At 61.0% G+C, this 12,594-nt stretch carries 12 protein-coding genes and 2 riboswitches; of the genes, 8 read left to right on the forward strand and 4 right to left on the reverse strand.

Going from position 1 to position 12,594, the window contains the following annotated elements:
* Positions 1-13: 13 nt before the first annotated feature.
* The gene (locus tag ACT3RW_RS03380) at positions 14-1,006 is read right to left on the reverse strand and encodes a putative oxygenase MesX (RefSeq protein ID WP_444612820.1); all 993 of its coding nucleotides are present in this window, start codon (positions 1,004-1,006) and stop codon (positions 14-16) included.
* 121 nt (positions 1,007-1,127) lie between these two features.
* Between ACT3RW_RS03380 and ACT3RW_RS03385 the strand changes: the two genes are divergently transcribed.
* The 4 genes from ACT3RW_RS03385 (at position 1,128) to ACT3RW_RS03400 (ending at position 6,831) form a co-directional block, all read left to right on the forward strand.
* Positions 1,128-2,069 carry a LysR family transcriptional regulator gene (locus ACT3RW_RS03385; RefSeq protein ID WP_444612821.1) on the forward strand — a complete coding sequence of 314 codons (942 nt, stop codon included), beginning with the start codon at positions 1,128-1,130 and terminating at the stop codon, positions 2,067-2,069.
* A gap of 224 nt (positions 2,070-2,293) precedes the next feature.
* A riboswitch (SAM riboswitch) is annotated at positions 2,294-2,384 on the forward strand.
* Positions 2,385-2,493: 109 nt separating this feature from the next.
* Positions 2,494-3,795 (forward strand): O-acetylhomoserine aminocarboxypropyltransferase/cysteine synthase family protein, encoded by a 1,302-nt coding sequence (locus ACT3RW_RS03390; protein WP_444612822.1) that lies wholly within the window; start codon positions 2,494-2,496, stop codon positions 3,793-3,795.
* Entirely contained in the window at positions 3,795-5,033 is a 1,239-nt protein-coding gene (locus tag ACT3RW_RS03395; protein WP_444612823.1) for a cystathionine gamma-synthase, read from the forward strand. The genes ACT3RW_RS03390 and ACT3RW_RS03395 overlap by 1 nt, the downstream gene beginning before the upstream one ends.
* A gap of 61 nt (positions 5,034-5,094) precedes the next feature.
* Positions 5,095-6,831 (forward strand): HNH endonuclease signature motif containing protein, encoded by a 1,737-nt coding sequence (locus tag ACT3RW_RS03400; protein WP_444612824.1) that lies wholly within the window; start codon positions 5,095-5,097, stop codon positions 6,829-6,831.
* Here the strand turns inward: ACT3RW_RS03400 and ACT3RW_RS03405 are convergent.
* The 3 genes from ACT3RW_RS03405 to ACT3RW_RS03415 are packed head-to-tail and all read right to left on the reverse strand — an operon-like array spanning position 6,828 to position 9,302.
* On the reverse strand, positions 6,828-7,346 hold the full coding sequence (locus ACT3RW_RS03405; protein WP_444612825.1) for a gamma carbonic anhydrase family protein: 519 nt from the start codon (positions 7,344-7,346) through the stop codon (positions 6,828-6,830). The genes ACT3RW_RS03400 and ACT3RW_RS03405 overlap by 4 nt on opposite strands.
* A gap of 37 nt (positions 7,347-7,383) precedes the next feature.
* Entirely contained in the window at positions 7,384-8,226 is an 843-nt protein-coding gene (gene purU / locus ACT3RW_RS03410) for a formyltetrahydrofolate deformylase (RefSeq protein ID WP_444612826.1), read from the reverse strand.
* Between the two features lie 47 nt (positions 8,227-8,273).
* On the reverse strand, positions 8,274-9,302 hold the full coding sequence (locus tag ACT3RW_RS03415) for a flavin-containing monooxygenase (protein ID WP_444612827.1): 1,029 nt from the start codon (positions 9,300-9,302) through the stop codon (positions 8,274-8,276).
* 54 nt (positions 9,303-9,356) lie between these two features.
* Positions 9,357-9,433: riboswitch (ZMP/ZTP riboswitch) on the forward strand.
* Between the two features lie 40 nt (positions 9,434-9,473).
* On the opposite strand from ACT3RW_RS03415, the gene ACT3RW_RS03420 reads away from it, so the two are divergent.
* From ACT3RW_RS03420 to ACT3RW_RS03435, 4 genes are all read left to right on the forward strand, one after another.
* Positions 9,474-10,337 (forward strand): bifunctional methylenetetrahydrofolate dehydrogenase/methenyltetrahydrofolate cyclohydrolase, encoded by an 864-nt coding sequence (locus ACT3RW_RS03420; RefSeq protein WP_444612828.1) that lies wholly within the window; start codon positions 9,474-9,476, stop codon positions 10,335-10,337.
* A 364-nt stretch (positions 10,338-10,701) separates the two neighbouring features.
* On the forward strand, positions 10,702-12,027 hold the full coding sequence (locus ACT3RW_RS03425; RefSeq protein WP_444612829.1) for an ATP-binding response regulator: 1,326 nt from the start codon (positions 10,702-10,704) through the stop codon (positions 12,025-12,027).
* Complete coding sequence (locus tag ACT3RW_RS03430) at positions 11,978-12,169, forward strand: response regulator transcription factor (RefSeq protein WP_444612830.1); 192 nt, start codon at positions 11,978-11,980, stop codon at positions 12,167-12,169. The genes ACT3RW_RS03425 and ACT3RW_RS03430 overlap by 50 nt, the downstream gene beginning before the upstream one ends.
* 81 nt (positions 12,170-12,250) lie before the next feature.
* Positions 12,251-12,592 (forward strand): TM2 domain-containing protein, encoded by a 342-nt coding sequence (locus ACT3RW_RS03435; RefSeq protein ID WP_131090227.1) that lies wholly within the window; start codon positions 12,251-12,253, stop codon positions 12,590-12,592.
* The last annotated feature ends 2 nt before the right edge of the window (positions 12,593-12,594 follow it).

Consider the following 12,594-nt stretch of genomic DNA (forward strand, 5'->3'; position numbering starts at 1 on the left):
TATCTTTCGATTCTCAGGCGACAGGAGTTGGGCAGGTGGCGGAAAATTGGTTGAGCAATTCTTGATTAGGGATGATGAAGTGCTCCTGCGTGTACTTACCCTGGCTAGCTCCGAGTCGGGTGCGTTCTTCGCGGTCGTAGTCGATCCGAGTCGGAGCGAAGTCCTGAGCGCTCAGGCTTGGACGGTAGACCGACGGGGCAGCACAATTGGCGTTGTAAATCTCGGGGCGGTAGATCTTCTGAAAGGTCTCCATGGTGCTAATCAGACTGATCAACTGCAGGTTGGTGTAGTCATTGAGTAGATCGCCACGGAAGTAGAAAGCCAGTGGAGCTACGGAACCTGCAGGCATGAAGTAGCGCACCTGCAAACCCATTTTGCCGAAGTAGGTATCGGTCAGGGAGTTCTCGTCCTGCTGGTATTCCAAGCCAAGGACCGGGTGACTATTGCCGGTGCGGTAGTAGGTTTTGGAAGTGGAGACGCTGATGGCGACCACTGGCAACTGGTTAAAACGCTGCTGGTAGGCTTCCGAATCCAAGAAATGCTGGAAGAGCTGGCCGTGAAGGTCGCCGAAATCTTCAGGTAACTTAGGAGCACCCGAGCCGTTGCTGGCCGCCGGAAGCACCACACTGAAGTCATAATCGCGGACGTAAGAAGAGAAATTATTGCCCACCATGCCATGGCTACGGGTACCGGTGAGGCGGTCGACAACGATGGTGTCTAGAACTTCAAGAAGCGGAAAATCCTGCTCTTCATTCTCGGCGGCAAAATGCACGTTGGCCGAGATGATTTCCAGTTCGAGCTCATAACGATCGCCGGCAGGATTGTCCCAGTGAGCCAGCGAATTGAAGCGACGGTTGATCATCGTCAGGGCGTTGCGCAGGTTCTGTTGGCGATTCTCACCACGGGCCAGATTTGCGAAGTTTGTGGTCACTCGTGAGGTGGCACAGGGAGTGTAATTCTCGTCGAATTTGGTGGTGCTAATGCTGAAAGTGAACTCGTCTGCCATGGCGGCCAATCTTGTGATGAGGGCCTGGGCAGGCCGAAAGTAAGTCGATGCGTCCATCATGCAGGGTCTTCATTGATATCAGGTAACTCGATATAACTATGGATTCATATAGACTCAATCTATGGTTCAAGGAACAAGCGGTTTAACATTGCAACAGCTTCGCTACTTCACCGCGGTCGCTACCGAGGGCTCCATCTCCGGTGCCGCCGACCTAATTTACGTCGCGCAGCCCAGCATGTCCGCGGCCATGAAAGAGCTCGAATCACGAGTGGGGCGCACCTTGCTGATGCGATCCGCGAGGGGCGTGACGCTCACCGCCGAAGGCGCGGAATTCCTCGGCTATGCCCGACAGGTCCTGGAGCAGGTGGAGCTGCTGGAGCATCGCTACCTCGGCCGTCCTTCCGCAAGGCGACTGCTGGGCGTCTCCACCCAGCACTACTCATTTTCGGTTGATGCCTTTGTGCGCATGGTTCAGGCCAGCGGCGCAGAGGAGTACCAATTTTCGCTCCGTGAGACCCGCACCGAGGAAATCATTGAGGACGTACGCACTCTACGTAGCGACATTGGGATCTTGTACCGCAACGACTTCAACCGGAAAGTGATCGACAAGCTGCTGCGCGAATCCAGGCTTGTCTTCCATCCGCTGTTCTTGGCCGATCCGCACATTTTTATCTCGCGCAGCAACCCGCTGGCCTCGCGTGCACAGGTGACGCTTGAAGACCTCGAGGACCTGCCGCGGCTTACCTTCGACCAGGGTGCAAACAACTCCTTCTACTTTTCCGAAGAGGTGCTCTCCACCCGTTCAAGCCAACGCGAAATTCAAGTCTCGGACCGCGCCACGATCTTTAACCTCATGATCGGCTTGGGCGGGTACACCATCTCCACCGGCATCATCAGCGACGAGCTTGATCCCTCCATCGTTGCCATCCCGCTGTCCATCGACGAGCGAATCGAGATCGGTTGGATCGACCACGCCGGGATCCCGCTCACCGATCAAGCGCAGCGTTATTTGGAAGAAGTGCGTGCGGTGGTCGCCAGCTTTGACGTTGAGGTGCTGGGCTAAAACCGTAACAGTGTGTCATCTCTAGCCTTCGAGTCGTCACACTAGCAGGGCAAAACTGCTAGATTCCACGGATTATGCTCAAAGTGGCGCGTCATAAACAGGTCGTAAACCCCGTGTCATCATGACAACTTGGCGACATATGAAGCGTGGCGACCTTGTATGAAGCCGTGAGCCCAATGCCGCTTGCGCCGCCCGGGGCAGATATCGAACCATGGAAGAACAACAAACCATCAAGAGCGACTAAGAGATCTGGCTCGAAGACGTCGCAGCAACCATCGGGAAACCGAAAGGTGCTAATGCCAGGGACGATGGAGCAGTTCCGAACGCTTTTAAGCGCACTGTGCCTCGTACCAAGTCAGTGTTCGGGCTTTGGTACGGGTTACATCTTTCGGTGCACTCCCTCGCTAGGAAACGAGAAGGAGCTATGAGCCAAGGAACCGACGCGGTCCACGCAGGGTATCGACCAAGCGGAGATTTCCGCCCGATGCTGCCACCACTACATAACTCCGCAGCGTACCAATTTGAATCCCATGCTGAAGCGATCGAAAAGTTCGCTATGCGCCAGTCCGGGTTCACGTACTCACGCACCGGTAACCCCACCGTTTCGATCCTCGAACAGCGTGTAGCCGCGCTGGAAGGTGGAGCTCAGGCGGTGGCCACCGCCTCGGGACAGGCAGCTGTTTCACTGTCCCTGTTGGCGCTGACCCAGGGACCTAAGCACATTGTGGCGTCTTCCTCGCTATACGGCGGCACGGTGGACCTACTGACCGACTCCTTCGCCGACTTTGGCATCCGCGTCAGCTTTGTTGACCAAGCCGATCCGGCAGCCTGGGCCGGGGCCATCGAGGATGAGACCCGCGCGTTTTTCCTAGAGTCCGTGTCCAACCCGCTGTGCACGGTGGCCGATCTTCCCGCTATTTCGGCGATCGCCCACGAGCACAACATCCCGGTGGTCGTGGATAACACCCTGGCCACCCCGTTGAACTTCCGCCCGCTAGATTTTGGCGCGGATATTGTGGTCCACTCGGCCACCAAGGGTCTGGCCGGCCATGGCTCGGTACTTGGCGGCGTGGTGGTGGATTCGGGAAAGTTCGACTTCTCCGATCCGCTGCGTTGGCCACAGATTGCCGCCCCACGCGTGCGGTTGAACAATACTTCCTTGCTCGAACGCCACGACTCTGCTGCCTATGCGATGCTGGTGCGTTCCAAGTTCCTGCACGATCTAGGTCCGGCATTAGCTCCGGCCAGCGCCCAAGGCATTTTGGCCGGCATCGAAACTTTGCCGGTGCGTGCAGCGCATGTACAGCGCAGCGTGAGCACCCTGATCCAAGAGCTCTCCGGCCACCCGGGCATCGCGGCCATCCATCACCCCTCACAATCCAGCCACCCGAGCCACACCGTGGCCCAACAGCTCACCCCCAAGGGCACCGGCTGCGTGCTGGCCATCGAGTTGGCACACCCGTCGCTAGTTTCCCCGGTGATTGATGGGCTAGAACTGATCAGTTTGGCCGCGAACGTGGGGGACACCCGCACGATGATTTTGCACCCGGCCACCATGACCCATTGCCGGCTCTCGGCCGATCAGTTGGCCGACGCTGGCCTGAACGCCTCCACCCTGCGCCTTTCGGTCGGGCTTGAAGATCCTGTGGATCTGCTCGCAGACCTGAACCGCGCGCTTGATAATGCACTAAACCGGGCCCTGGCCCCACAAACTCAAGGAGCATGATGACTGGCTTCAACACTCAGGCCGTACACGCAGGCCAGGAAAAAGACCCACACACCGGCGCCGTTGTTCCGCCGATCTACCAGACCAGCACCTTCATCCAGGACGGTATTAACGTACTGCGATCCGGGCACGAATACTCCCGCGGCTCCAACCCCACTCGAGATGGTTTCCAAGACCAGCTCACCATCCTAGAAAACGGCGCGGCCGGTTTTGCCTTCGCCTCAGGTATCGCCGCCGAAGATGCGCTGCTGCGTGCCGTGCTGGAACCGGGCGATCACATCGTTCTGGGCGCCGACGGTTACGGCGGCACCAACCGGTTGATCTCCAAATTGCACAGCAAATGGGGCATCACCTCCTCGGCGGTAGACATCACCAACTTGGATTCGGTGCGAGCTGCACTGCAACCCAATACCGCCCTGCTCTGGGTGGAAACCCCGTCCAACCCACTGCTTGGCATCGCCGATCTAGCCGGCTGGGCCCAGCTGGCCAAGGAAATTGGTGCCCTGCTGGTGGTTGATAACACCTTCGCTACCCCTTATCTACAGCGCCCGCTGGACTTCGGCGCGCACGCGGTAGTTCACTCCACCACCAAGTACATCGGCGGGCACTCCGACGTGCTCGGTGGTGCGGTAATTGTGGCCGATCACCTCTTCCGCGGCCAGTCCCTGGCCGAAGCGGTCGGCTACCAGCAGTTTGCCGGCGGTGCGGTGGCCGGACCGCAGGATTCCTACCTGGCCGCCCGCGGACTGAAAACCCTGGGCCTGCGCATGGAACGTCACTGTTCCACCGCCGATAAGCTGGCCCGCTGGCTTGACGCGCAGCCAGAAGTGACCCGCGTGTACTACCCGGGTCTGGAAACCCACCCCGGGCACGAACTGGCCAAGCGCCAGCAGCGCGGTTTTGGCGGCATTGTTTCGCTGCAGCTCACCGATGAAGCCGGCGCCCGCGCCTTCGCTGAATCCATGGAGTACTTCCAGCTCTCGGTCTCCTTAGGCGGGGTGGAATCGCTGGTCTGTTATCCGCGCGAAATGACTCACGCATCGCTGATTGGCACCGAACTGGAGATCCCGGACAACCTAGTCCGTCTCTCGGTGGGCATCGAAGAGGTCGAAGATCTGATCGCCGATCTGGAACGTGGACTGATTGCCGCCCGCGCAGCGTCGAACGCCTCGCGATCCGCGGCCAAGCCCGTAACCCAAGGGACCCGGCAGAGCGCATCCGCCTTCGCTACCGCGTAAATATCCACAGCCCGTTCGAGCTTGCCCCGCAGATCAGTCACTGCGGGGCAAACTCGTTTCCATGGACACAGCACAAGCACTCAAAGATCTGGCCACGGCGGCCCAACTGACCGCCAGCGCTACTGCTGTGTTGTCCCAGACAGATCTGACCGCCGGCCACGCGGCCTATTTTGCACTCTTGACCGAGCACCTCGGCCAGCAGCAATCGCGCACACAGCTTCACGCCGCCCACGCGCTTCGTCGCACCGGCGCGCACAAACTTGATCAAGCCTCCTTTCAAGCCATCACCGACTCCGGCATCAACCCCACGCTGGAACAGATCGAAGCCACCCATGGCCACACCATCGCCGGGCGCACTCACTTCAAAAGTGCCCGCGGGTTGATGCATGACTGGTTGGACATTCCGCGCAGTACCGCGGGGGACCGGTTGGTCCAAGCCGACTGCCTCATTGGCCGGATTGATGAGGCTGGCCAACAGCTCGATCCGTGGCTGCCGGAACTCGCCGCCACGTTCACCGACCCTACCGTGGACCCGCGGCTCGTTGCCGCAACGGCAAGCAAACTGCATTCGGCCCGCAAAGATCTGGGCGCGGGCAAAGCCGGCCGGGACAAACTGCGCCAGCTCCAAGCCAAATCCGTTGCTTTCCTCAACGCCGAACCCAAGTCAGCCCGCAAACACATCAATGACCTTGTCGCCGAAGTGAAATCCGGCAAGCGCCCACTTAAAGCCCTGCTTGAATGCATCGGCATCTTCAAGCGGGGCACGCGCCAGGGACTCGTGGAATATGTGTTGCGAGTTTTGCCCTCGCACGCCGCGTTCATTGAGGCATTTTTTGCCAAGGTGGATAACCCTGCCACCGTGGCCGGCAACCGCGAGCGTCTAAAGGACGCCGAGGCTCATTTCACCGGCGAGCCGGGCAGCGACTGGGACGATGAAGAATCAATGCCCGACTGGGCCAAGGGTGGAAACCGCTCCGGCCCGGACGACGAGGATCCGGACGACTCACCCGCCGCCGACGATCCGGACGAAGATCCGGGCAGCGACGATCCGGACGACGATCCTGACAGCGAGGATCCCGACGACGCACCGGCCGATTCGAGCGACTCACAAACTCCGGAACCCGCAGCTCCGTGGGAAGAGATGAAGCCCGAACGACGACGGTTGATCGGCCTGATGGCCTTACTCATGACTAACCGGACAACTGATTCGCAGCCTGAACCGGGATTCGGCTCAGCGCAGGTGAGCATCGTGATGAACTGGGAAAAGATGCAACGCCAAGCACAAGATTTCGCCGTCACCTCCAGCGGAATCCCGTTATCGCCCGGTGAAGCCAGGGCCGCGCTGTGTACCGCCGGCATTTACCCGCTAGTACTCAATGGCGCTTCTCTGCCCTTGGACCTCGGTCGAACTCAACGGCTCTTCTCCAAGGCCCAAGGCCGAGCGGTCCGGGCCGCCTACCGAGGCTGCTCCTACCCTGGCTGCAGTATGCCCGCCGAACGTTGCGAACTGGACCATCTGGATCCGTGGGAAAAGGGCGGACGCACCGACATCGCCTCGGCCGACCTTAACTGCCCGATCCACCACATCGGCCGGCACTGCGGACTCTTCCGGACGGTCAAGATCGCCGGCCACCGGCCACTGGTCTTGCTCTCCACGGAACTTGATCCCGAACAAAAGCTCCGGGTTAATACCTATTTCATGACGCCGAACGAGGCGCTTGACGCAGAAGCCATGGCGCAGCAGCTGACGATCGGGTGGCGGGCTGGAGCGCTGGCCCTAGAATTTGCTGAAGCCTAGGCGTTCGCAGCCAAATGCTTGGCAGATAGTTCAAGGTAGTGCTCGGCGTTGACGTTCAGCCCGGCCACTTCCTCATCGCTGAGCTCACGGCGCACCTTGGCCGGCACACCGGCAACCAATGAACGCGGCGGAACCTGTGTGCCTTCGAGTACTAGCGCCCCGGCGGCCACCAACGACTGCTCACCAATGACCGCGCCATTCATAATGGTCGCGCTCATACCCACCAGGCAACCGTCGCCCACGGTGGCACCGTGCACTACCGCCGAATGTCCCACGGATACTCCAGCGCCCAATGTGCAAGGGAAACCCGAATCGGCGTGAAGCACCACGTTGTCCTGCAAATTGGTGCCAACACCAACGCGAATCGGGGCCGAATCCCCGCGCACAGACACCCCGTAGAAGGCGCTGGCCTGATCGGCCAGGACCACGTCTCCGCTCAACACGGCGGTGGGTGCGATAAATACGTTGTTGCCGACCTGGGGAGTCGACCCGTCAATAGTAATAATGTGGCTCATGCCACCTACTCTAATTGGCGGGCGAGCCCGGTGCGAGTTACGAGAAGACGATTGTGCGCTGACCGTCGAGCATCACGCGATGCTCGGCATGCCACTGCACGGCACGAGTCAGTGTGCGACCCTCAACGCTACGACCCAACTCCACTAATTGCTCGGCGGTGCGGGTGTGCGACACGTGAGTGACTTCCTGATCAATGATCGGCCCCTCATCCAGATCCGCGGTGACGTAGTGTGCGGTCGCGCCGATCAGCTTCACACCGCGGGCGTAGGCCTGGTGATAAGGCTTGGCGCCCTTAAAGGAAGGCAAGAACGAGTGGTGAATGTTGATCACGCGCCCCTCCATCCGCTCGCACAACGAGTCGGAGAGGATCTGCATGTAGCGGGCCAACACCACCAGTTCGATGTCGTAATCTTCTGCGAGCTTAAGCAGCTCCGCTTCAGCCTGCGACTTGTTCTCTTTGGTTACTGGCAGGTGCACAAAGTCCACACCGTAAAAATCTGCCATCGGCTTGAGATCCAGGTGGTTGGAGACGATCACCGGCACGTCGATGGCCAGCGTTCCGGCACGCTGCGCAAAGAGCAGGTCATTGAGCGCATGGCCGGCCCTAGAGCACATGATCATGGTGCGCACCCGATCGGCCGCGTCAGCAACCTTCAACGACATCGCAAACTGATCGCGAATCGGTGCCAAAGACGCACGAGCCTGATCCAAGGACTGTTCGGTCTCAACCTGGATCCGCATGAAGAACGTGCCAGTCTCGGGGGAGAGGAACTGCTGCGACTCGGTGATATTGCAACCGGCACCCAAAAGACCTCCGGAAATGGCGTGGACAATACCGGGGCGGTCGAGGCAAGACAGGGTGACGATGTACTGGTTCATGGGTTCTAAGTTAGCGCCCGCCAGCGTTTTTCTACCAATTGCGTGATCTACGTTGCGTCGCCCAAGTACTTCGCGGCAGCCAGCGCAGCCTTTCGACCGGCCCGGGTGGCCCCCAACGTAGAAGCCGAGGCACCGTAGCCGACAAAAAAGATCCCCGGCATCGCGGAAGCCGAAACCCCATCTTCCTCCATCACGATGCCGCCGGCCTCGGTATGAAGTTTGAGGTTGCGCAAATGGCGGTGGGCATGACGGAAGCCGGTCGCCCAGAGTATCGCGTCGATCTTCTCCCGCGTTCCGTCGACAAACACCACCGCGTCAGATTCCAGTCGGGCGATCTTGCCGCGGGAAACCAGCGCCCCGGAAGTGATCCCGGCGCGCATCTTCTCGTTCAGCAGCAAACCGGTGGTACCGACTACCGACTTGGGCGGTAACCCAGCACGAGTGCGCTCATTAACCTGCCGCTCCACATCCAGCCCCCATTCGGCGCCGGTGAACTCCCGCCAATCGGGCGCTCGCCGAGTGGACCAGAGGGTGTCGACCCCGGCCTCACGCAGCTGCACAATAAATTGTGTGGCGCTAGCCCCGGCTCCGACTACTAGCACTCGCCCGGAGAACTGGGACGGGGAGATGAACCCGTTGGTATGCACCTGTGGTCCGTCAAACTGTCCGGGGTACACCGGCCAGAACGGGTTGGACCAGGTGCCGGTCGCGTTGATAACGGTGCGAGCGGTGTAGAGCTGATCGGCGTGCACCTCAAAGTGGTTCTCCACCCGCGTTACCGAGGTGACCGTGGCCGAATGACGCACCGGTAAGTTGAAGCGTCGCTCGTACTCGCCGTAGTACTCCTTAACCACGGCCGACGCGGGCCGGGTGGAGTCCTGATTCTCCAACGGGAAATCTGGTAGCGGGTGAATATGGTGCGTCGCGCCCAAGGTGAGCGAATCCCAACGGTTCTGCCACGCGCCTCCAGGACCGGGGTTTGCATCGAGCACGAGGAAGTCCACACCGCGCTTGGCCAGATGGTGGGCAGCTGAGAGCCCGGCTTGCCCGGACCCGATCACAATTGTTGAGTACACATCCAAAGGTAACCCTGCGCACTGCGCTCTCATTCCCGAACCGATTTTCGCTACACTGGAACGCGTGACTGGCGTTAGGTGGGTAACCACCGGGGAGCTAATCGTGCGAGCCGCGCGCCTGGGTTTGCACACCACCCGCCTTGGCAACGAGGCGCCTACGGAAGGATACGCGTGAGCGCACGCATTCTCGACGGAAAGGCCACCGCGGCCACCATCAAGCAGGAACTTGCTGAACGTGTGGCCAAGCTGAAGGCTGCTGGTCACTCCACCGGTCTGGGCACCATCTTGGTCGGCAACGATCCGGGCTCGGCCTGGTACGTCGGCGGCAAGCACAAGGACTGCGCCGAGGTGGGCATCGAGTCGATCCGCGTGGATCTGCCCGAGGAAACCACCCAAGATGAACTGCTGGCCAAGGTCCGCGAACTGAACGAAAATCCGGAATGCACCGGCTACATCGTGCAGCTGCCCTTGCCTAAGCACATCGACCAGGACGTCATCCTCGAGGCGATGGATCCTTCCAAGGACGCCGACGGTCTACACCCAATGAACCTTGGCCGTCTGGTGGCCAACGTGAATCGCCCGATGACTTCGCCGCTGCCTTGCACCCCGCTGGGTTGTGTAGACCTGTTGGCCCGCCACGATATCGATCTGAACGGCAAGCACGTGCTGGTCTTAGGTCGCGGCGTGACCATTGGCCGTCCGGTCGGGCTGTTGCTGACCCGTCGTAGCGTGAACGCGACGGTTACCCTGGCACACACCGGCACCACCAACCTGCCAGAACTTCTGGCTCAGGCAGATGTCATCATCGCCGCCGCTGGCGTGCCACATATTGTGAAGGCCGACGCCATCAAGCCCGGCGCGATCGTGCTCGACGTGGGTGTCTCCCGCGTTGACGGCAAGGTCACCGGCGACGTGGACCCAGCCGTGGCCGAGGTTGCTAGCTGGATCAGCCCGAACCCCGGCGGTGTGGGCCCGATGACTCGCGCGATGCTGCTCAACAACGTGGTGGAAGCCGCAGAGCGCAACGCCCGCTAGTCTCAGCCCGCGCCTTCCCTAAGCGTGCGCTCCGTACTCTTGCGGGAGTACAGTGCGCACACCGCCAGTGGCATGTGTTGACCCGGCCCGCCAGAGTATCCTCAGTTTCATGAGAAGACGAGCGCTGTTCCTCCCCGCGACCGTCGCCGTCATCCAGATCGTGGGCACGCATATGGCTGCTTGGCGCCAAGGCGTCGATCTCACGGCCGGGACGGTGGCGCTGTTGCTGGCCGGGCCGGTCCTCTTGATTTTCCGCCGGCGATGGCCGGGCCTGACCGCGGCCGGATGCGCCGCGGTCGCCCTGGCCCACGTGGTGGCCGGATTCCCGCCGGGCCCTTTCGCCGTATCGATGGCGATCGCCCTGGTGCTCGCCCTGTTTTCCGGGGCGCGGTGGTGGGCCTGGGGATCGGCCGCCGCCTTCGCCGCCGGGGCCGCCGGACTGTTCCAGTGGCGAGGGTCCCCGCCGCTGTTCAGCTTGATCTGGCTGGTGGTGCTCTTGCTGGGTGCGGAGCTGGCCCGGGCCGGGAGGTTGCGCCGCATTGAGCGCCACCGCGCCGAAGCCGAGCAGCTTAAGCACCACGCCGATCAGGAACGTCTGGTGATCGCCCGCGACATTCACGACGTGGTCGCGCACTCCCTGTCGATGATCAACGTGCAGGCTTCGGTCGCCCTGCATTTGGCCGAAAAGGATCTCAATCCGGCCAAACTGCTTGAGGCCCTGACCAATATCAAGGCGGGGTCCGCACAGTCGCTGAACGACGTGCGCGAGGTCCTCTCGGTGCTCCGCCAAGACGCCCCGCGCATCCCCAGCCAGCGCCTGGAACAGCTGCCGGATTTGCTCGCCCAGCTCACCGGGCTCCAAACGCACTACTCACCGCCGAGCAGCGCGCCTGTCTGGATGGATGACGCAGTGGAGAACACGATTTACCGGGTGGTGCAGGAATCGCTGACCAACGTCGTACGCCATGCCAAGGCCAGTCGAGTGGAAGTGGCCGTGCAGCTCACCGAAACGCGGGCGCAGGTGAGCGTGGCCGATGACGGGATCGGACTAGGCCTCGCGCAAGAGGGCAACGGCCTACGCGGATTGCGCGAACGTGTTCAGGCCTTAGGCGGTACCGTTACTCTCAGCGCAGGCATCTTACCCGGCACCCCAGGAGAATCCATGAGCATCGGCGTACTGATAGTCGACGACCAGTCGCTGATTCGCGCCGGGTCCAGCGCGTTGCTGGAGGCCGAAGCCGACATGTCGGTGCTGGGCACCGCAGGCAGTGGCACCGAGGCGGTGCAGCTGGCGCGCGCCACCACACCGGACGTCGTACTGATGGATATCCGCATGCCGCACGGTGACGGAATTTCTGCGACCGCGCAGATCACCGCCGATCTGCCCCCGCGTGATCATGCTGACCACCTTCGAGCTCGAAGAGTACATTCTGGACTCGATCCGCGCCGGAGCCAGCGGGTTCCTGGTGAAAGACACCGAGCCGGCACAGCTGATCGAGGCGGTGCGCATTGTGGCGGCAGGCGATTCGCTGCTCTCGCCCAGTGTCACCCGTACCCTGCTGAGCCAAGTGGCCGCCGGGATCCAGAAGAAGCTTCCCAACGATCCGCGGCTGGCCGAGCTGACCGCCCGGGAGCGCGAAGTGCTGGTGCAGATCGGCACCGGGAAAACCAACGCGGAGATCGCAGCTGAACTTTTTATCACCCCGCTGACCGCAAAAACCCATGTTTCGCGGATCATTGGCAAGCTAGGGGTCCGCGATCGCACCTCGCTGGTGGTCCTGGCCTACGAATCCGGATTGATCGCGCCCGGTCAAGCGCTGGACAACGCGTAACCCACGCCGGATTGGGACGCAATTCTCAAGTTGTCGGATAAAGTGGTGGAATCATCACACAACGATCACTAGCGAGGTATCATGACGGAAAATACTGGCGGCCAGCCACAGCGCCCCTACGAGCACCAGCAGCCCATCCAAATTAACAACCACATTGTTGTGGTGAACCAGAAGAGCATGCTGCTGGCCTATGTACTGTGGTTCTTCCTCGGCCAGCTGGGCATCCACAAGTTCTACCTCGGACAGGTAGTGGCGGGCGTCGTGTACCTGGCCCTGGGTGTCGTCGGCTGGGCTACGACCTTCATCCTGATCGGCTGGGTGCCTTTGGGCGTGCTGTGGATCTTGCTGATAATCGACATATTCACCATCCCGGGCACGGTGCAACGCATCAATCAGCGGGGCACCACCCGATACATGGCCTAGCG

The sequence above is a fragment of the Glutamicibacter sp. AOP5-A2-18 genome (genome assembly GCF_052446055.1).
GTDB lineage: Bacteria > Actinomycetota > Actinomycetes > Actinomycetales > Micrococcaceae > Glutamicibacter.